Consider the following 21,478-nt stretch of genomic DNA (forward strand, 5'->3'; position numbering starts at 1 on the left):
TCTTACCGCTTGCTAGTTGCCTGGTCAGTGAGCGTGCTATTGAGCTTTGGCTGGGCTAGGCCGGCGGCCGCGCAGGTAGCCGCTACGACCCCTTGGGTGGCCGACTCAGTGCTGAGCTCTTTGGTGGTGCGGGCGCTGGTGGCCGACGACCAGGGCTACCTGTGGGTGGCTACTCCCGAGGGTGTGCGCCGCTACGACGGCTACCAGACTGTACCATTGGCGCAGTTGCTTACCTCCAGCCAAGTGGCCGCGCCCCACGGCTATATCAATGCCCTAGTGCGCGACCCTGCCGGCTGCCTCTGGATAGGTGGCGTAGACGGCTTGTACTGCTGGGCAGGCGGCACGCTTACGCGCCGCGCCCTACCCCTCGGCGCCGCCAATGGCACCGAGACGGAGGCCGTGTACGCGCTGTGGCTCGACCCGCGCACCCACTTACTGTGGGTGGGCTACAGCTCGGGTCGGGTAGCGGTGCTGGACCCCGCCCGCCCGCCCGCCAAGCTGCCCCTACTACCGATGCTGAACGAGCAACCCAGCAGCTTTGCGGCCGCCCCGGGCGGCGAGGTCTGGCTCAGCACCTTCAATGGGCAGCTGTACCGGCTTGGCGCCCAGGGCCAGCGGCGACAGGTGTATCAGCAGCCGGGCGCGTACTTGGTGCCAGTACCCGGCACGCCGTATGTCATGAGCAGCCAAGCACTGTACGAGCTCAACGAAGCCACAGGCACGCTGCGACAGCGGTTGCGCTGGCTGCCTGCTTCAACCTACGAAAGCAAGTACTTCTACCCTACCCTCGATGCCCAGGGCCGGCCTGTGCAGTGGCTGGCGCAACGGCGGCGGCTGGTGGTGCAGTGGGGTGCGCCGGGCACCCTGCCCCAGGTAAAACAGCTGCCAGTGGCCTTCGACGCCACTGAGCCGAGCACCCAATACACGCTGCTGCAGGATGCGCGGCGGCTGTGGTGGGCCTTCAGCCCCGAAACCCGCGGCTGCTTCAAGGGCGGCACGGCCGTGCCTTTGCGGCCACTGCCAGTAGTCGGGCAAGTACGGCCGCCCAGCGTGCGCGGGCTCGCCCAACTGACCGATGGCCAGTTGCTGATGACTACCTACAGCGGCGTGTATTTGCAGCGGGCTAGCTACCCGACCGACACCCTGCGGGCGCTGTTTCTGACCCGCGAGGGCCGGCCCTGGCCCGCTATGCTTTATGATGTGGAGGTGTCGGCGACCGGCCGGGTACTATTTGCGGATGAGGCAAATACGTTTGGGGAACTGAACCCGCAGACGGGCGTGCTGACGTACTACCCCCTCTACCCAGGCACGACCGACGCCGCCCCGCTCAACGGCCGGGTGGTGTACTGCGCCCGAACGGGGGCCGTGTGGGGCGGGGCCACCAACGGTCTGTACCGGCTCGATGCACAACGCCGGCAAGTGACGCGCTACCGCACGCCAACGGGCACCGAGCCGCTGCGCGGCCAACTAGTGCGCAGCATCAGCGAAGATGACGCGGGCACGCTGTGGCTGGCCAGCGAACACGGGGTGTATGCCCTCAACCCCACCACGGGCGCGGTGCAGCACTACAGCACGGCAGAACGTACGCCCAACCGGCACTTACCTACTGACGACGTGCTATGCGTGTATGCTCCGCCTAGGGGCCCCGTATGGCTGGGTACCGCCACGCACGGCATCCTGAAGCTGGTGCCCGGCCAGGGCCTGGTGGGGCAGGTCAGCACCGAGCAAGGGCTACCCACCCCCACGGTGGCGACCCTCGTGCCGGGGGCCGGGGGCGAGCTGTGGGCCGGCACCTACGCCGGACTGGTGTGCTACCGGCCGGCCACGGGCCAGCTCACCATCTATGGCCCGGCCGAAGGCTTGGCCAACCCTGAGCTTAACAAGCAGGCGGCCTACCGGGCGCCCGACGGCACGCTGTACTTCGGGGGGGTAGGCGGGGCGTTTCGGGTAGCGCGCGGCGCCACTCGGCAGGGCCCCGACCGGCCGCCCCACCTGCTACTCACGGCACGGGCCAGCGGCAGTGGGGCGCTACGCTTTTTGCCTACCCCCATGGCCACCCCGACGCTGCTGCTGAGCGGCCCCATCAAGGAAGGTGGGTTTGACTTGGCTCTCAACGACTACCGGGCGCCGGCGCTCAATCGGTTTTTCTACCAATTGCGACCAGCTGGGCTTTTGGCCGATTCGGCGGCCGGAGTGCAGTCCACCGGGCGGCACCTGCGCCTACGCTCCCTGGACGCGGGCACCTACGAGCTGGTAGTGTGGGGCCAGACGCCGGCCGGCCAGCGCACCCCCAAGCAGCACCTGCGCGTGGTAGTGGATCGCCCCTGGTGGCAGCACCCGCTGCTGCTGCTGGGGGCGGCTGGCCTGCTGGTGGGCGCGGGCATCGGGGTGCAAAAGCTGCGCGGCCGGCGCGCCCTACGCGAGGCCCAGCTGCGCACCCGCATCGCGGCTGACCTGCACGACGAGGTCGGCGCGCTGCTCACCCGCGTAAACCTGCGCGCCGAGCTGCTGCAAGAGCCCGCCTCCCCCGACGAGCTGACCGCCGACATGCAGGCCCTGCTGCTCGACAGCCGCGCCGCCCTGCTGATGATGCGCGACGTGGTGTGGAGCATCGACGCGGGCGCCGACACCGTAGGCGCCCTGCGCGACCGCCTGCACGACCACCTCGACGCCACCGCCCATGCCGCCGGGCTACACGCCACGCTGGCCGTGCGCGGCCTGCCCGACGCGGCGCCCTTAGCCCCGCAGCTGCGCCAGCACCTGTACCTCATTGCCAAAGAAGCCATTACCAACACCGTGCGCCACGCGCTGACCGCCACGCACCTGGCCCTCACGCTAGAACGGCAGGGCGGGGCGCTGGTACTTACCATTCAGGATGATGGCCCACCTCAGCTCACCACGACCGCTAGCGGCATGGGCCGGCGCAATATGCAGCGCCGCGCTGAGGCCCTCGGAGGACACTGCAGCAGCGGGCCGGCAGCCACTGGCTGGTGCGTGCACGTGCGGGTACCTTACCAGGGGTAAGTAGCTCGGACTACAAAGTCCCAGCTACTTTTTTAGTCACCGCTACCGCAGGGCTTGGCGCACGAGTTCGGCGCGGCTGCGCACGTGCAGCTTGCGGTAGAGCTGCTTGATGTAGGAGTGCACGGTTTGGGTCGAAAGCTCCAGGCGGGCAGCCACTTGCTTTTCGCTTAGGCCATCGACCAGACCTTCGAGCACTTGGCGCTCGCGGGCAGTAAGGTCGACGCTGGAGCCGGCGGGGCTGGGCTTGAAGTAGCCGAGCACCTTACGGGCCACGGCCCGGCTCATGGGCGCCCCGCCGCGGGCCACGTCGAGCAGGGCCGCTTTTATCTCGGCGGGCGGGGTGCTCTTGAGCAGGTAGCCGGTGGCGCCGGCGCACAGGGCCTGATAGATGCGGTCGGCGTCGTCGAACACGGTTTGCATGACGAAGTCGGCCTCGGGCAGCTGGCGGCGCAGTAGCGGCAGGGCCTCGATGCCGCTCAGGCCGGGCAAACCCACGTCAAGCAACACCAGCTCTGGCTTGGCCACCACGTCGGGCAGTTGGGCCAGAAAGTCCTCGATGGAGCCGGCCACCAGCCCGCACGTGAACTCGGGCTGGCGGCAGAGGTAGCCCTGCAGCAGCTGGCGCACGGTGGGGTCGTCTTCGATAATGGCCAGGCGCAGGGGAGTCATGCGGGCAAAGGTCCGGGCCGGGGGCCGCGCGGGCAAGCCAATCCATACCCCTAAACAGGGGGGCGAGCCACTGGGTACCCCCCCTGTTTAGGGGTAGTGGAAAAGTTGCAAACCAGGTTTGGCGGGCGGAAACTTTGCATAAGCCAATAAAAAACTGGCTGACTACCACGCACTTCTCCACCGGACGCTGGGTGGCTGGGTATTGTTTTGCTGCTTCTCTCCACCCTTTCTCCTAGTTCACCCTATGGATGATATGTTTGTCGGCGAAATCCGAGCCGTTGGTTTTGGCTTCGCCCCGTGGGGCTGGGCACTATGCGATGGCTCCCTGCTCGCAATCAGCCAAAACCAAACGCTCTATGCCGTACTGGGCAACGTGTATGGCAGCGATGGGCAGAACACCTTTGCCCTGCCCGACCTGCGGGGCCGCGCCATAGTGGGGGCGGGCGCCGGCCCTGGCCTCTCGCCCTACCAGCCCGGCCAGCGGGACGGTACCGAAAGCGTAGCGCTGCCGCCAGCGGCCATGCCAGCGCACGGCCACGCGTTTGCAGGCACCATCCAGGTGGGCGGGGGAGCCGAGCTACCCGAGGCGCAGGATTCTTACCCGGCTACCGGCCCCGCCCCGCAGTTTGCGGCTGGCCAGCACACTGCAACGCTGGGGGCCGGCAGCCTGCCCGGCGCCCTCACCGCCGCTGGCGGCAGCGCCCCCCACGAAAACCGCCAGCCGTCGCTGGTGCTCACCTACGCCATCGCCTTAGTGGGGGTTTTTCCCGCACGCTAGCCCACCGGGCACCGCCCTGGCCCAGGAAAGAGCCCTGGCCCCGCGGGCACGCCAGTTTTTTCACCAATTCCATTCCCAACGCTTATGAAAAGAAACTTACTATGGGCCGTGCTGAGCTTGCTCGGCCTGCTCGCCCCGGCGGCGCGGGCGCAAACTGCTGTCCCCCTGGCCCAGGAAACCTTCGAGGGCGTGAGTACCGACTGGGGGTACTCGGCCAACTCGTTTAACTCGCCGGCCACGACGACCCCCTTTTCACCGCTCTCGTACTTCGAGCGCAAGCAGCTGAGCAGCAGTGGTGCGGCCTACCCCGGCACCACCCAGCCCCTCACCAACCAGCAGGGCAGCTATGCCTTTGCCGGCGAAAACGTGCGGGGCTTCGGCACCACTGTAGTACGCTCGGCGGGGTACGTGGTGCTCAATCCTATTCCGGCCGCGGGCTACCAGAATCTGCGCGTTACCGTGGCCCTGGCCGCGCCCCGCGGCGGCGGATTTACGGGCGCGGGCGCCAACGGGGTGACCGCGGCCGACCGCATCCGGCTGCAATACTCCTTTGACGGCGGGCCGTTTGTGACGGCCGGGCTGCTGGTGAGCAGCGACCCGGTGAACAACGGTGATTTTCAGCAGGATACCAGCTCGCCGCTGGACAGCATCCCGGAGGGCCTGGTGCTGGGGCAGGCCTTTCAGGACATCAGCGCTGACATAGCGGGCACCGGCACCAGCCTGCGCGTGCGCGTGGTGGCCGACACCCGCGGCGCAGAACTGGCCTTCGACAATATCCGGGTAACCGGCGTGCTCAACAACACGCCCACGCCCACGCTCAGCGGGCTCGAAACCACCGCCGCCAGCTACACCGAAGGCGGCAGCCCCGTGCAGCTCACCAACTCGCTGACCGTGGGCTACTCCAACGGCTCGGCCACCACGCTCACGGGCGCGACCGTGCGCATCAGCAGCAATTTCGCGGCGCAGGACCAACTCGACTTCACCAACCAGCCTGGCATCACGGGCTCGTACAACACCGGCACCGGAGTGCTCACCTTGAACGGCACGACCAGCCAGGCCGCCTACCAGGCGGCGCTGCGCTCGATAACCTACTCGAACACCAACACGACCACCCTCAACACCGGCACGCGGCAAATAACCTTCCAGGTGCGCAATGGCGCGGCGGTAAGCAACAGTCCCGTGCGCACGCTCACCATTAGGGGGACGCTGAACGCGCCGGCCGCGCTCAACTACACGGAAAACTTTGATACGGACGGGGACGGCACGCGCTACTTCGGCAACGCCTGGGCCGTCGCGGGCGGGGCGCGGGTCGGCTCTTTCCGGGCCACCACCAGCCCGGCTACCTACAACGGCACCCAGGTTGGGAATGCCACCTTCACCGGCTATAGCGGCGGCTACTGGTTTGGGGAGGGCACCGTTTCGACCGCCAACCCGACCAACCCCTACGGCCTGGTGCAGCTGGCCCCCGTGAATGCCGCCGGCCGCAGCAACCTGCGCTTTACCGTGGCCATCGGCGCGGCGGGCAACTGGCTGGGCTACTTCGACGCCGCCAACCCGGGCGACCGATTTGAGCTGTTTTACAGCACCGACGGCGGCACTACCCTCACCCAGTTCGGGGCCTTTTATGGGGTAGATGGCACTGCGCCCGCCCGCCAGGACGCTGACCTCGACCCCCTTACCCCCGCCGCCGGCACGCAGCTGAGCCCGGCGCTCCAGGACTTTACCTTCGTCCTTCCCCCGGCGGCGGCGGTGAGCAACCTCACGTTTGTGCTGCGGCAGCGCGCGCGCGGGCAGTCAGAAATCGCGTATGACAACATCCGCATTACGGCGGCCATGCCCCCGACGGTGGCCACGGGTACGGCGGGCAGTCTCACGGGCAGCACGGCCGCGGTAAGCGGCAATACGCTGGCGGCCGATGGCGGAGCCAACGTCAGCGACTACGGCGTGGTCTATGTGGCGGGCACGGGCACGCCCACCACGGCCAACTCGAAAGTGCAGGTGGGCACTACCCAGCCCGCTAGCTTCCCCACCAATTTCACGGCCAACCTGACAGGCCTGGCGGCCGGCACCCAGTACACGGCGCGGGCCTACGCCACCAACAGCGTGGGCACTAGCTACGGGACGGCGGTAAGCTTTACGACCCCGACCACCGTCGCGGCCATCGTGCGGGCCGACCCTAGCCCCACCAACGCTAGCCAGGTCCGGTTTACGGTCACCTTCGCAACTCCCGTTACGGGCCTTACTAGCAGCAACTTTTCGCTGGCCACCGACGGCACGCTGGCCGGGGGCAGCGTGGGCAGCGTTAGCGGCGCGGGCACTACGTACACCGTAGCGGTAAACACCGGCACCGGCAGCGGCTCGCTGCGCCTGAACCTGGACAACAGCACCGGGCTTTCGCCGGGCGTGAGCAACGTTCCCTTTACCACCGGGGAAAGCTACACTATCGACAAGACGGCACCGACGGTAGTCATCAGCTCGACGGCCGGCAGTGCGGGCAGCACCACGGCTACCACGCCGCTTCCCTTCACGGTGACCTTCTCGGAAAGCGTAACGGGCTTCGTGGCCGGCGACGTGGCCGTGACCAACGGCACCCTCGCGGGCTTCTCCGGCGCGGGCTCGACCTACACCTTCAACGTGACGCCCGCCGCCGCCGGCGCCGTGACCGTGACCGTGCCCGCCAACGCGGCCACGGACCAGGCCAACAACGGTAACGCGGCCGCTACCCAGTTTAGCATCACCTACCAGCCGCCGGTGGTGCCCACCACGGCCGCGCCCGTGCTCACCGACCCGGCCAACAACAGCACCACAACCGGCACGCCCACCTTTAGCGGCACGGCCCCGGCGGGCAGCACTGTCACGGTGTACCTGGCGACCAATGGCGGCGCGGCGCAGGCAATTGGCACCGCCACGGCCGTGGGCGGTACCTTCAGTCTGACGCCCGCCACAGCGCTGGCCGACGGCACCTACGCGGCCTACGCCACGGCCCAAAGCAGCGGCGCGAGCGTGAGCGCCAACAGCAGCGTGGTCAACTTCACCGTGGACACGGTGGCCCCCACCGTGACGCTCACCAGCCCCGCGGGCGCCTCGGGCAGCACAACGCCGACCACGCCCTTCGCCTTTACGGCCACCTTCTCCGAGGCCGTCACCGGCTTCTCGGCCGGCGGCATCACGGTCACGAATGGCACGGTGAGCAGCGGCCCCGCAGGCAGCGGCAACACCTACACCTTCGCCGTGACGCCCACCACGGCCGGCATCGCCACTACGGTGGCCCTCGCGGCGGGCGCGGCCCAGGATGCGGCCAACAACGGCAACGTGGCGTCGGCCCCGTACACGCTCACCTACCAGCCGACGCCCACCATCGCGGACTTTAATCCGCCGAACGGCCCGGTGAGCACGCAAGTGACTATTACGGGCACGGGCTTCGTCAACGTAATGGCCGTGGCTTTCAACGGCACAGCGGCCAGCAGCTTCACCGTGACGAGCGCCACCAGCCTGATGGCCACCGTGGCGGCGGGCACCACTACGGGCCCAGTTAGCGTGCGCACAGCGGGCGGCACGGCCACCTCGGCTACCCCCTTCACGGTGCGCACGGCCCCGGTGGCTAACCCCGACACCTACACCACGCCCGCCAACACGCTCCTGACCGGCAACGTGCTCAGCAACGACCAGGGCAGAGGCCTGCGGGCACAAGTCGTGAGCCTACCTCAGCAGGGCACGCTGACGTTTAACCCCGACGGCTCGTTTGGGTACACGCCTGCTTCAGGCTACAGCGGCATCGACCGCTTCACCTACCAGGCCTGCGACAACGGCTCGCCCAGCTTGTGCAGCAACGCGACGACGGTGACCATCAGCGTGCAGCCCGCCGCCGCTACGGCCCCCGTCGTGACCACGGCTGCTCCCGCCAACGTAGCCAGCACCAGCGCCACGCTCGGCGGCACCGTGAGCAGCGAGGGCAACACCCCCGTGACGGCCCGCGGCGTGGTGTATAGCAGCACCAACGCCATGCCCATCCTAGGAGGCAGCGGCACAACCACGGCGGTGGCCAGCAGTGGCGGGCCGGGTAGCTTCACGGTGGCCGTATCGGGCCTGGCGCCCGGCACGCAGTACACCGCGCGGGCCTACGCCACCAACAGCGTGGGCACCAGCTACGGCGCGGCGCAGACGTTTACCACGAGCGTTTCCTGCGCCTCCTTCGCGCCCAGCATCAGCGTTACGCCCGCCAACACGACCTACACCGGGGGCGTACCCAGCACACTTTACCTGGGCTACGGCGCGCAGACGGTCACGCTCACGGCTAGCGGCGGCGGCAGTGGGGCCACCTACCAGTGGAGCCCCACCACGGGCCTGAGCAATCCAGCCAGTGCCACGACCACCTTTACGGCCACCAAAGCCGGTACGTTCACTTACACGGTCACAGTGCGTGCGGCCAGTGGCTGCGTGGCTATGGCTAGCATCACGCTCATCGTCATCGACGCGCGCTGCGGCAGTGGCAACAGCGGCAAGAACGACAAGGTGCTGGTCTGCCACAACGGCAATGAGCTCTGCCTGGCCTCGGCGGCCGTGGCCGCCCACCTCCAGCACGGTGACCAGCTCGGTACCTGCCCTAGCAGCAAAGCCCAAACGCAGGCGCAAGCCGCCCGCTTGGTTGAGCCAGCTACGACGACGGACACCAGTGAGGACAGCAATCTGGAAGCGTACCCCAATCCGTTCACGACTGCGACCACTGTGCGCTTCCGCGCCGCCCTGCCGAGCAGGGTGCAGCTGCAGCTTTACAACGCCCTGGGCCAGCTCGTAGCCACGCTCTACGACGGACAGGTGCAAGCCGGGCAGTTACTGGAACGCACCCTGGACGGCACGCAGCTGAGCGCCGGTCTCTACATCTGCCGGCTCTCCACCGCCGGGCAGACCCTGACCCAGCGGGTGGTGCTCAGCCGCTAAGCTTCCGCCGGTAGCCGCGCTTCCGGTAGCTAAGCAGCCCCCTAGGTACCCTACACAGCTTCGTGTGGGGCACCTAGGGGGCTGCTTAGCTATTGGTCGTGGAGAGCCAGTGTCGTGGAGAGCCGGAAAAGTGGTACTCCCCGGGGTAGGCTGTAAGAAATGGCCCAGGCGTCAGCAACTAAGGAGCAGGGCTAGTTGGCACTAAACAGCGCATTCTTTCTACCTCTGACATACCAGCCCTTGTTTTGCTGATTTCCTGCGTTGCTACTCAATACCGCACCGGTTTACTGGCTTTATGCATAGGGTAGCAGGGCCTGGCCCTGCTCTACTACTTCTACTGGCTTTACGTATAGAATAGCTGGGTCTGTTCGCTGCTCGTGCAGCACTCGGCAGGTAGTTCAGACTTCGTATCGCTTAGCCACCAGGTGCCTAACAAAGGATTAAGCGTCAGTAAGTTCCACTTTGACGCAACTCGTAGCGCACTCTTCTCTAAGGAGCATACCGAATAATAGCCTCCATATCTCTGGCTCTTACTACTGCATAGCGTGGCCTAGGAACTCAGCGCGGCTACGCACGTGCAGCTTGCGGTAGAGCTGCTTGATGTAGGAATGCACGGTTTAGGTGGAAAGGTCGAGGCGGGCGGCCACCTGCTTTTCGTTCAGGCCCTCGAGCACCGAGCGCTCGCGAGCGGTGAGCTCGGGGCGGGCTTGAAGTAGCCGGGCACCTTGCGGGCCACGGCCCGGCTCATGGGCGCCCCGCCGCGGGCCACGTCGAGCAGGGCCGCTTTTATCTCGGCGGGTGGGGTGCTCTTGAGCAGGTAGCCGGTGGCGCCGGCGCACAGGGCCTGATAGATGCGGTCGGCGTCGTCGAACACGGTTTGCATGACGAAGTCGGCCTCGGGCAGCTGGCGGCGCAGCAGCGGCAGGGCCTCGATGCCGCTCAGGCCGGGCAAACCCACGTCGAGCAACACCAGCTCTGGCTTGGCCACCACGTCGGGCAGTTGGGCCAGAAAGTCCTCGATGGAGCCCGCTACCAGCGCGCACGTGAACTCGGGCTAGCGGCAGAGGTAGCCCTGCAGCAGCTGGCGCACGGTGGGGTCGTCTTCAATAATAGCTAGGCGCAACGGAGTCATGAGGTAAAGGTCGGGTATCCTGGGCGGTGCTTGCAAGCCGCGCCCTACCCCTAAACAGGGGGCAAGCCACTCGGCCGCCGTGGGCAAAAAAGTGCGGGCCCCCCCCCTGTTTAGGGGTAGTGAAAAGTTTGTGAGGCAGTAAGCAGCTGTAGAATCTTTGCAAAAGCTAAGCAGAAACCGTCTGAGTACCATACGCTTCCTCGTGTAGCGGCGCTAGCCGTGCGAAATGGCTGCCTAGCTGCTTTTCTCCTTTTTCTACTCCCTCCTCCTATGCGCACACCCCTACCCGATTGCTGGTTTCTTCGCCCTCGGCTGCGCCACCTAGGCCTGCTGCTGGCCGGCCTGCTGCCGCTGGCCCTGCCCGCCCAGACGCCCACCGTCACCAGCACCAGCCCGGTGGCCAATACCGTCGCGGCCCCGCTCAGCACGAATGTGGTACTGAACTACAACCAAGGCATAGCGCCGGCCTCGGCCGAGAACGTGCGCGTGTATTCCAACCAGCGCGGCGGGCAGCTCGTGCGCAATGGCAACGCCACGGCCACCGGCAGCACCATCACGGTAGACCCGGCCAACGACTTCAAGCCCGGCGAAACGGTGTTTGTCACCTCCCCGGCCACGGTGCGCAGCTCCAGCGGCGCGGCCGCCGCACCCTACGTGTATCAGTTCACCGCGCAGGCCGGCGTAGCAGCCGGCACTTTTGGTGGGGGCTCGGAGGTGGGCGTGGGGTCCACTGAGAGTGTAGCAGTTGCTGATATCGACAATGACGGCGACCTGGACCTGCTAGTCGCTAACGATAATCTGGGCAGCGGCAATCTGGGCAGCGGCACGGCCAGCGTGCGGTTCAACAACGGGCAGGGTAGCTTCGGCGGTGGCTCGGAGGTGAGCGTTGGCCCCGACCCCCTTGACGTAGCGGCCGCCGACGTGGATGGCGACGGCGACCTGGACCTGCTGACGGCTAATTATAGCAGCAACTCGGTGAGCGTGCGCTTTAATAACGGACAAGGCAGCTTCAGCGGCGGCTCGGAGGTGGGCGTAGGCAACGAGCCCTACAGCGTAGTGGCGGCCGACGTGGATGCCGATGGCGACCTAGACCTGCTGACCGCCAACAACAACAGCAACTCGGTAAGTGTGCGGTTCAACAACAGGCAGGGTAGCTTCAGCGGCGGCTCCGAAGTAAGCGTGGGCAACGGCACGCGGAGTGTAGTGGCCGCCGACGTGGATGGGGACGGCGACCTGGACCTGCTGGCGGCTAATGCGCGTCAAGGCACGGTGAGCGTGCGGCTCAACAACGGGCAGGGCAGCTTCAGCGGTGGCTCGGAGGTGAGCGTAGGGGAATTTCCAACCGGCCTAGTCGCCGCCGATGTCGACAGCGACGGCGACCTGGACTTGCTAGTGGTTAACTTTAGCAGCTACTCGGTGAGTGTGCGTTTCAATAACGGGCAGGGCAGCTTCAGCGGTGGCTCGGAGGTGGGCGTAGGAGTACTACCTCTTGGGGTAGCGGCCGCCGACGTGGATGGCGACGGCGACCTGGACCTGCTGGCGGCCAATGCGAGTCAAGGCACGGTGAGCGTGCGGCTCAACAACGGGCAGGGCAGCTTCAGCGGTGGCTCAGAGGTGGGGGTAGACCGTGGCCCCATCAGTGTAGTAGCGGCCGATGTGGATGGGGACGGTGACCTAGACCTGCTGACCAGCAATGAAACCGGCAACTCGGTGAGCGTACGCCTGAACCAAGTGCTTTGCCAGGCCCCGACCACCGTGGCCCTAGGTACCCTGACGCCTACCACGGCGCAAGTAACCTTCACGGGCAATGGCACGGCCAGCGGCGGCTACACGGCCACGGCTACGCCCACCAGCGGCGGCGCCGCTGTCAGCGTAACGGGCCCGGCCTCGCCGCTCACCCTCACCGGCCTGGCGCCCAACACCGGCTACTCGCTAGTGGTGAGCAGCTTGTGCGCCGACAGCCGCACGGCCACTTCCTCGCCCACCGTAAGCTTAACCACCCCCTGCGAGCCGCCCGTGCTGACGCTGCCCGCCGCCCAAACCCTGGCCGCTGATGCGGGCCAGTGCAGCGCCACGCGCACCTTCGCGGCTACGGCCACCGGCACGCCGGCCCCTACCCTGAGCTACGCCGTGAACGGCACGCCCCTCACGTTTCCCTACCCCTTCCCCGTGGGTGAAACCAGCGTGACGGTGACGGCCACCAACTGCGGCGGCACGGCCACGGGCTCGTTTCTGGTGACGGTGCAGGACCAGCAGGCGCCCGTGGTGCGCACCCGCAACGTGATGGTGGCCCTGGCCAACGGCCAGGCCACCATCACGGCCGCCCAAGTCGACAACGGCAGCTCGGACAATTGCGCGATTAGGTCCATTACCGTGAGCCCGAGCACGTTTAGCTGCGCCAACCTCGGGGCCAATCCCGTGACGCTGACCGTGACCGACGCCAGCGGCAACGTAAGTACCGGCCCGGCCACCGTGACCGTGACGGGTACCGTGCCGCAGCCCGCTGTCAGCGTCTCGCCCAGCAGCACCATCTACCTCGGCTATGGCCCACAAACGGCCACGCTCACGGCCAGCGGCGGCGGCCCCAATGCTACCTACCGCTGGAGCCCGGCCACGGGCCTGAGCAGCAGCACTAGCGCCACGACCACCTTCACCGCCACTATGGGCGGCACGTTTACCTACTCGGTCACGGTGACCTCGGCCAGCGGCTGCGTGGCCAGTACGCGCGTGACGCTGACAGTAGTAGACGCAAGCTGCGGCAGCGGCAACAGCGGCAAGAACGATAAGGTGCTGGTCTGCCACAACGGCAACCCGCTCTGCCTCAGCGCCAACGCCGTGGCTGACCACCTCAAGCACGGCGACCAGCTTGGTGCCTGCCCCGGCAACGCCCGGACGGCCAGCGCCCTGGTGGTAGCCGCCTTACCCGAGGCCCCAGCCCTGGACCTTACCCCCTTGCTCGAAGCCTACCCCAATCCGTTCACGACCAGCACGATCGTGCGCTTCCGCCCCGCCCAGGAGGGGGCCGTGCGGGTGGTGGTCTACAACGTGCTGGGCCAGGCCGTGGCGACGCTCTACGACGGCCCGGCCCCGGCTGGGCAAGTCGTCGAGCGCACCCTAGGGGGAGGCGGCCTGAGCGCCGGCCTCTACACCGTGCGCCTCACCGGCGGCGGGCAAACCCTGACGCAGAAGCTCGTGCTTACCCGCTAAGTAGTAGCCACCTAGGCTGGGCGGCCAGGCGGCTCGACTCAGGTGGTCGCCGCCCACTAGGCACAGCTAGTCCGCCGGGGCTAGCTGTGCTTTGGCGCGCCAGGGCGGGTGCTGCCTGGCACCAAGAAAGCTTTTTCCTTAAACGCTCTACCCCCCTGTTTATGAAGAATTGGCTGCAACTACTGCTCTTGCTTAACTGCGCGCCGCTATGACCTATCGTTCCCGGATTGCTGGCGTAAGCTTCTTCCTCGTGACGGCATTGCCCTTGCACGCCCAACGACCCCTGGTGGATAGTCTACAGGAGTTGTTGCAGGCGCAGGCCCAGCCGGATACGCTGCGCATCAAGCGGTTGCAGGCGTTGGCCATCGCCCTAACGGCTACTGATTTGCCCCAAGCGCAAGCGCTTACCGAACAGGCCCTCACGCGCAGTAGACACGCGCACTACGCGCCGGGAGAAGCCCGGGCCTTGCTGTGGTTGAGCACCTTGTCCCGGCGGCAGGCAAAGTACGAGCTGGCCCGGCGCTACGCGCAACAGGCCCAGCAGCTATTTGCGCGCCTTAGCCAGCGGCAAGGGCAGGCAGAAAGCTACTTGCAGCTGATGCTGGCCGAACTCATTCAGGGCAATTTCGCGGCGGCCTTAGTAGCTGCCCAGCAGGGCCTACCCTTGGCGGAGCAGGCCCGCGACCAGCAAACGAAGCGGCGCCTGCAGGCCACGCTCGGCTCCATCTACCTGAACCTAGAAGATTACGTGGCCGCCCTACCCACCTTACAAGCGGCCCTAACAAATGGCGAGCAAGCCGGCGACCACCAGGTCGTGATGTCGATGCTGAATGCGCTCGGCACCGTCTATACCAAGCAAAAAAACTGGCCGGCGGCCCTGCGCTACTATTCCCGGGCCCAGCAGCTCGCAACCGAGCAGCACGATCAGGTAAATAGCACGATTAACGAAATCAATGTCGCGGACGTGTACCGCCTACAGGGCAACTATGCTCTGGCTAAGGGACACGGCCTACATGCCCAAGCCCGGGCGCTGGCTACGCAGGATACGTATAGCTTGCCCTTCGCCGAGTTGCTGCTGGCGCAAGTCTACCAGGCCACCGGGCAGCCGGATAGTGCCATTCGCCTGGCCCACCACAGTTTGCAGCTGGGGCAGCAAACGCGCAGCAAGGAAAACATGCGCGATGCCAGTGAGGTGCTGGCCCAGGCCTACGCCGCCCGGCGCGCGTTTGCCCCCGCCTACCACTACCAGCAAGTGGCGCGGGCGTATACAGATACGCTGGCCGGCGAGCAAACGCAGCGCCAGACCAGCGCTTTGCGCTACGGCTACGAACTGGACAAAAAGCAGGCCCAGATTGCGCTGCTCACCAAGACGCGCCAGCTCCAGGCGCAGCAAAGTGCCCGCCAGCACCAGCAACTAATCGGACTGCTGGTCGGCCTAGGCGGGGTGGGGCTGCTGGCCGGACTCTTGTGGCGAAACGTGGGGCTCAAGCAACGGGCTAACCGGCGGCTGAACGAGAAAAATCAGCAAATTGCCGAGCAACGCGATGCCCTCGACTACGCTCTACTCACGCTGCAGGCCACCCAGGGCCAGCTGATTCAGCGCGAGAAAATGGCCAGCTTGGGGGAGCTGACCGCGGGCATCGCGCACGAGATTCAGAATCCACTAAATTTTGTCAATAACTTTTCAGACGTCAGTGCCGAGTTGGTGGAGGAACTTCAACAGGGGCGCTTAGCCCCCGTCCACGAGCCGGAACTGGAAGCAGACTTGTTGAATGACCTGCACAGTAACTTGCATAAAATACGGGCGCATGGCCAACGAGCGGCTACTATTGTCCAGGGCATGCTGGAGCACAGCCGCCCGAGCACCGGTAAGCGGCTTCCCACCGACCCCAACGCCCTCTGCGAGGAGTACCTCCGCTTAGCCTATCACGGGCTGCGGGCCAAGGACAGCACGGTGGTGGTCACGCTTCTCACCGACTATGATGCGCAGTCAGGGCTAGTAGAAATGGAGCCTCAAGGCATTGGGCGGGTGCTGCTGAACCTGCTCACGAACGCCTTTTATGCGGTGCGCCAGCGTCAGCAACTTGCGACCTCCACCTATATTCCCACGGTGCGCCTTAGCACGCGGCGCCTAGCTCAGGCGCTGGAAATCAAGGTATATGACAACGGCACCGGCATGCGAGAAGAAATCCGGCAAAAGGTCTTCCACCCTTTCTTTACGACCAAGCCAGCGGGGGAAGGTACGGGGCTGGGTCTTTCTCTGAGCTATGACATCGTTACGCAGGGGCATAACGGCACGCTGAGCGTACAGTCGGAAGTAGACTACTATACCGAGTTTACGTTGCAACTGCCGCTTGAACTGAGCGCTCGCCCTGCGGCACTCCATCGGTAGCCTATTGGGGCCCCGAACGCTTATGGGGTAGCGGCCGTGCCCTGAAGGTCTGTGTCAGTGGCACAGCGCTTAGCAACTCGGCGCGGCTCAGTCAAAGCTGATCGTGCCCTCCGTTATCGAATAGAAAGCGTGCAGTTCATGAAGCAGATTCCGCAGTTTTTAGCCGGTGCCTTTAAAAATTACATTTTCTTAGCTTAACACGCCTTTCAACTAAAAGCACTATTTCAAAAAAGGACCAAATAATGGGGTCTGAAGTGAGTGCTTAAAAAGCTTCAGAAATACTGTTTTTGGGGCTTTGTAAGCTGCCATTTTTTGAAGTGCTCATGCAATCAGTAACTTCAAGAGCTTAGGCAACTGGCGTGGGGCACGCCGCGACCCTATGCTTATAGCAGGTAGTTGCCATGCAATATAAAAATCTAATTACCAGCACTAATTAATTCAATAAAGGCCCGTGGCTGTTGCAGAACTCTCCGGTTCATTTAAAAGCTGGTCGTCGCCCTTACAAAGGCGCAAATAAGGTGCGATTACGGCCGATTTATTCGCCCGATTTGACTAGCGGTATCTGCGTACGAGCCCTAGGTGGAGTTCTGCAACAGCCACGGTCCTTTTTTGGAGGGTCGCACGGGCTAGTAACACCATTTCGTCAGCGAGACCTTTCTCTTCCTTTGCCCTGTGAGAAGTCCTGCGTTTATGCGAGTCGTACCGGGTAGTCTCGCCCTGCTCACCGTAAGTGCCGTCCTGGCGCAAACCCCGGCCCCCAATCACCTCGCCCTGCTGACGCTCAACCAGCCCCCGTGCGCGACGCTACAGCCCACCTCCGTGATTCGGGCTAAGCTCGTCTACAGTTTGTCTGAGACGGAGCAGTCCACGGAAGGCTTTGCCGTTTCCATCAAGTTTCAGAGCACCAACCCACATATGACCTTTTCGGATGGGCGGCAGGGCGTCGCGGCTATTTCCGCTCGCCAGGATACGCTCACCATCACCTACCCCATCGCCGCTATTCGCCGTAATACGCAGCTCAAGCGCCCCGTCACCTGCTACTTTTACTTGCATCGCAACACCGGACCAGGCCGCAGTGTGGTCATCGCGCAAACAGCGCCCATTATCTTTCAGGAATGCCAGTAAACGTGGCTAAGCAGTGGGGTAATCTAGGCAAGCCGGACAGAAGAAGGACGTATATTTCTTCAGTTATGGCAACCAAAAATAAAGGGGCGTCGCCCGACAAACGGCGTAAATACGACGAGGCGTTCAAGGCTGAAGCTCTACGCCTGACCGGCGAGAGCCGTAGCACGCAGGCGGCCGCACGGCGGCTAGGCATCAGCTCCAAGCTGCTTTACCGCTGGCAGCAGGCATAGCTCGCGGCCGAGGTGGGCAGCGAAGAGGTAGCCCGCCACCCGGAGGTGCGCATCCTGCGCGCCTGCCTCAAGCAAGCCGAGTAAGAGCTTGATATTTTTAAAAAAGCCCTAGTCATCTTCGGCCAGCCGACCCAGTGAGCACCTATCAGCACATCGCTTAGCGCGCCGCCCACTTGCCCGTACGCCAACTTTGCCAGATGCTGCGTGTGGCGCCGGCCGCGTATTGTGCTTGGCAACGCCAGCGGCAGCAACCTAAGGTCGAGCCGGTCTGGCAAGTGGCCGTGCGCGAAGCTTTTACGCACCACAGCCAGTGCTACGGCACTTGCCGGCTGTGGGTGGAGATGCAGGCCGACGGCCACGCTGTGGGCCGCTGGCGCATCCGTCGCGTGCTCCAAGCGCACGGCTTGCGCGCACGGCCGCTTGCTCGGCCAGCTGCCCCCCACGGCTCCCACCTAGGTCTGGGTCGGCGACATCACCTACTTGCCGCGCCAGGGCGGCGGGTGGCTGTACCTAGCCGTGTGGCTGGACCGCTGCTCACGCAAAGTCGTCGGCTGGGACGTGCGCGACACTATGCCTGGAGACTTGGTCAGCGAGGCGCTCCGCCAGGCCCTGGCCATGCGTCGCCCCCCAGCGGGACTCGTCGTGCACTCCGACCAGGGCAGTCAGTACACCGCTACCCGCTTTAAAGACCTATTAGCGCGACACAGGGCGCGGCAAAGCATGAACCACAACGCCCACGTCAAATCGTTTTGGAGCTGCTTCAAGGCCGAGCTACTCGACGGTGGTAGCTTCGCTGGCCTGACCGAAACTCAACTCGAAATCAGCCACCATATGGCCTAATACAGCGCAGAGCGCTAGCACTCCGCACTCGGCTACCTCGTCCTCAACCATTTCGAAACCCACCTTTAAACCACGTCCCAATTGTGTCCGGCCTAGCTAGACCACCTCAGTAACGCGAATTTTTAGCTTGTGAGTCAGATGCCTGTACTTCAAGCGGACTAAAAGTTCACGCTACTGTACAGCGCCTACCTACCAAAAATAACCCTAATCACGCTGCTTGGCTGCTTATGATATGCTTTAAAAATTCATTATTGAACATCTTGTCACTGGTGCTGTGGAGCTCGGTTGCACAGGCGCAGTCCTACCTCTTGTTTGACGAAAAACCTTTGGAGTTGGTGCTGGCCGCCAATGGTAAAGCCTTACCCCTGCTGGTAAGCCCGGCAGACTATAAAGGCGTCATACGGGCGACCACCGACCTGCAACACGATGTGCTACTGGCCACAGGCACCCAGCCCGAGTTGTTGCAGCAACGCAAGCTACTGAAGGGCAAAGAGGTACTCATCATCGGCACCATAGGCCATAGTCCGCTCGTGGACGCACTGGTGCGCAGCAAAAAGCTGGATGTGAGCCAAGTGCAAGGCAAGTGGGAAGCGTCGGTGACGCAAACCATCGACAAGCCCTTTCCGGGTATTGCGCGGGCCCTGGTGATTGCCGGCAGCGACAAGCGCGGCACCATTTATGGCATTTATGAGCTATCGGAGCAGTTGGGCGTATCGCCCTGGTACTGGTGGGCCGACGTGCCGGTCGTGCACCACCAAATGGTGGCCGTGAAGCCGGGTACTTACCTGATAAACGAGCCGGCGGTGAAATACCGGGGTATTTTCATCAATGATGAAGCACCCGCTTTTTCAGGATGGGTGAAAGAGAAATTTGGCGGCGCCAATCATCAGGCGTACGAGAAAATGTTTGAGTTGATTCTGCGGCTGCGGGGCAATTACCTGTGGCCGGCTATGTGGGGCAATGCCTTTAACGACGACGACAAGCTAAACCCCATAAAAGCCGACGAGTACGGCGTGGTGATGGGTACCTCGCACCACGAGCCCATGGTTCGTTCGCAAAAGGAGTGGCAGCGCTATGGCAAAGGCCTCTGGAACTACGAACGAAACCCAGCGGAATTGCAGAAGTTCTGGCAGCAGGGCATCGAAAACATGGGCACTAAGGAAAGCATTGTGACCATGGGCATGCGCGGCGACGGCGACGTGCCCATGGCGCCCGGTACCAACATTGCCTTACTGGAAAGCATCGTACGCGACCAGCGCAAAATCCTGGCCGACGTGACCGGTCGGCCCGTGGAGACCATCCCTCAGCTCTGGGCCCTGTACACAGAAGTGCAGCAGTACTACGACCAGGGCATGCGTGTGCCCGACGACGTGACCCTACTCATGTGCGACGACAACTTCGGCAACATCCGGCGCCTACCCAAGTCCACTGACCCTAAGCGGGCCGGCGGCTACGGCGTGTACTATCACCTCGATTTCAACGGCGGCCCTTGGAGCTATAAGTGGATTAATTCCAACCAGCTAACCAAAGTGTGGGAGCAGTTCCACCAGGCTTACGACCACGGGGTAGACCGCATCTGGGTGTTGAACGTGGGCGACCTCAAGCCCATGGAATTTCCCATCAGCTTTTACTTCAAATACGCCTGGGACCCCAAGCAGTGGCCCGCTGAGAAGCTGCCCGAGTTTACCCACCAGTGGGCGAGCCAGCAGTTTGGGCCTGCGCACGCCCAGCAAATAGCCAACCTACTCACTACGTACAACGACTATAACGGCGTGCGGAAGCCGGAGCTGCTGTCGCTCAACACATTTAGTCTCACCAATTACCAGGAATTTGAGCACTTGGTAGAGCGGTACCACATCCTCCGCGAACAGGCCGTGCAAGTGAGTAAACAGCTGGATTCTGCCTCCCAGGACGCCTATTTCCAGGTTGTAGGCTACCCCATCCAGGCCCTGGCTAACCTGATGGATTTACACTTGGCCCTGGGTAAGAATAAGCTCTACGCCAGTCAGGGTCGGGCCGCAACCCGCAGCATGGCTCAGCAAGTAAAGGCCTTCTACGTGCAGGATTCGCTGCTGACTTACCAGTACAACCACACCTTGCAAAACGGTAAGTGGAACCATATGATGGACCAGCCCCACGTGTTTTACAAAACCTGGCGCGGCCCCGACGGGCATGATGAACTGCCCGCTACCCTAGGGACCACATTAAAGGGCAAGCCCGAAATGGCTGTAGCCCTAGAGGGCAGCACCGCTTGGTGGCCGCTGGCTAAGGAGGCGGCTGTGCTGCCGGAGTTGAACGCTTGGCAAAACCAGCCCCACTACCTCGAAATCTTCAACCGGGGTCGGGACTCGTTTGCCTACACCGCGACTACCCCCGTGTCGTGGCTTAAAATCGACAAGCCACGCGGTACCATTGCTCAGCAAGAGCGCCTCTGGTTGCGTGTGGATTGGGCCACGGCCCCGGCTGGCAAGTGCCAGGTGCCCGTCACAATAAGCGGCTCCGGTAGTCAGCGCATTGTAGTGCAAGTGCCCATCGACAACCGTAACCCGCAGGCAGCGCTGACCGGTAAAGGCTACGTTGAAGGCAATGGCTATGTGTCTATTAGTGGCCCGCACTACACGCGGGCTATTCAGTCGGCCACTACCTCCTGGCAGGTACTCGACAACTACGGGCGCACGTCTACAGGCATCACCCTCGTGCCCGCTACGGCCCCTCAGCAGGAGCCCACTGCTAGCGCGCCCCACCTCGAGTACCAGGTGGTGCTGCACCAAGCCGGCCCGGTGAAACTACAAGCTTACTTTACGCCCAGCATCGACACCAACAACGCCGGAGGCTTGGTGTATGCTGTGGCCTTCGATGACGAAAAGCCCCAACTGCTTAATCTTAGCCAGCACCGGCCCGGTGAAACCTGGGCCAACGACAATTCCGAAACGGCTATGATGGACAATATCCGCACCATGGCATCGAACCACCAGCTAGCGACTCCCGGGGTACATACGCTGAAATTTTGGGTCATTACTCCCAACATTGTCCTGCAAAAGCTCGTGCTGGACACGGGTGGGCTGAAAGAAAGCTACCTAGGCCCGCCGGAAAGCTTCCGCACGAAGTAAGGCGCAAACACCCCCAACGAACTACCCTTCTTA

At 63.9% G+C, this 21,478-nt stretch carries 10 protein-coding genes and 2 pseudogenes; 10 read left to right on the forward strand and 2 right to left on the reverse strand.

Going from position 1 to position 21,478, the window contains the following annotated elements:
* Positions 1-27 precede the first annotated feature (27 nt).
* Positions 28-3,024, forward strand: coding sequence for a sensor histidine kinase (locus ACFSDX_RS24825; protein ID WP_382318636.1), 2,997 nt, complete (start codon positions 28-30; stop codon positions 3,022-3,024).
* Positions 3,025-3,066: 42 nt separating this feature from the next.
* On the opposite strand, the gene ACFSDX_RS24830 is transcribed toward ACFSDX_RS24825, so the two are convergent.
* Positions 3,067-3,693: a LuxR C-terminal-related transcriptional regulator gene (locus tag ACFSDX_RS24830; RefSeq protein ID WP_382318638.1), complete on the reverse strand. Its 627-nt coding sequence runs from the start codon at positions 3,691-3,693 to the stop codon at positions 3,067-3,069.
* A gap of 244 nt (positions 3,694-3,937) precedes the next feature.
* Here ACFSDX_RS24830 and ACFSDX_RS24835 point away from each other — a divergent pair, with 244 nt between their 5' ends.
* Positions 3,938-4,471, forward strand: a complete 534-nt coding sequence (locus ACFSDX_RS24835; RefSeq protein ID WP_382318640.1) for a phage tail protein — start codon at positions 3,938-3,940, stop codon at positions 4,469-4,471.
* An 84-nt stretch (positions 4,472-4,555) separates the two neighbouring features.
* Positions 4,556-9,409, forward strand: coding sequence for an Ig-like domain-containing protein (locus ACFSDX_RS24840; RefSeq protein ID WP_382318642.1), 4,854 nt, complete (start codon positions 4,556-4,558; stop codon positions 9,407-9,409).
* 658 nt (positions 9,410-10,067) lie between these two features.
* On the opposite strand, the gene ACFSDX_RS24845 is transcribed toward ACFSDX_RS24840, so the two are convergent.
* Positions 10,068-10,445: a response regulator gene (locus tag ACFSDX_RS24845; RefSeq protein ID WP_382318758.1), complete on the reverse strand. Its 378-nt coding sequence runs from the start codon at positions 10,443-10,445 to the stop codon at positions 10,068-10,070.
* Between the two features lie 366 nt (positions 10,446-10,811).
* On the opposite strand from ACFSDX_RS24845, the gene ACFSDX_RS24850 reads away from it, so the two are divergent.
* The 7 genes and pseudogenes from ACFSDX_RS24850 to ACFSDX_RS24880 all read left to right on the forward strand — a co-directional run bounded on the left by ACFSDX_RS24850 (position 10,812) and on the right by ACFSDX_RS24880 (position 21,445).
* Positions 10,812-13,748 (forward strand): FG-GAP-like repeat-containing protein, encoded by a 2,937-nt coding sequence (locus ACFSDX_RS24850; protein WP_382318644.1) that lies wholly within the window; start codon positions 10,812-10,814, stop codon positions 13,746-13,748.
* A 208-nt stretch (positions 13,749-13,956) separates the two neighbouring features.
* Positions 13,957-16,140, forward strand: coding sequence for an ATP-binding protein (locus ACFSDX_RS24855; protein ID WP_382318646.1), 2,184 nt, complete (start codon positions 13,957-13,959; stop codon positions 16,138-16,140).
* Positions 16,141-16,830: 690 nt separating this feature from the next.
* Complete coding sequence (locus ACFSDX_RS24860) at positions 16,831-17,265, forward strand: hypothetical protein (protein ID WP_382318647.1); 435 nt, start codon at positions 16,831-16,833, stop codon at positions 17,263-17,265.
* A gap of 65 nt (positions 17,266-17,330) precedes the next feature.
* Positions 17,331-17,495: a transposase gene (locus tag ACFSDX_RS24865; RefSeq protein ID WP_382318649.1), complete on the forward strand. Its 165-nt coding sequence runs from the start codon at positions 17,331-17,333 to the stop codon at positions 17,493-17,495.
* A gap of 197 nt (positions 17,496-17,692) precedes the next feature.
* Positions 17,693-17,902: pseudogene (locus ACFSDX_RS24870) on the forward strand (IS3 family transposase); the annotation flags it as partial.
* A 61-nt stretch (positions 17,903-17,963) separates the two neighbouring features.
* Positions 17,964-18,335: pseudogene (locus tag ACFSDX_RS24875) on the forward strand (DDE-type integrase/transposase/recombinase); the annotation flags it as partial.
* A 251-nt stretch (positions 18,336-18,586) separates the two neighbouring features.
* Entirely contained in the window at positions 18,587-21,445 is a 2,859-nt protein-coding gene (locus tag ACFSDX_RS24880; RefSeq protein WP_382318651.1) for a glycosyl hydrolase 115 family protein, read from the forward strand.
* Positions 21,446-21,478 lie beyond the last annotated feature (33 nt).

The organism is Hymenobacter bucti, assembly GCF_042681145.1.
Classification (GTDB): domain Bacteria; phylum Bacteroidota; class Bacteroidia; order Cytophagales; family Hymenobacteraceae; genus Hymenobacter; species Hymenobacter bucti.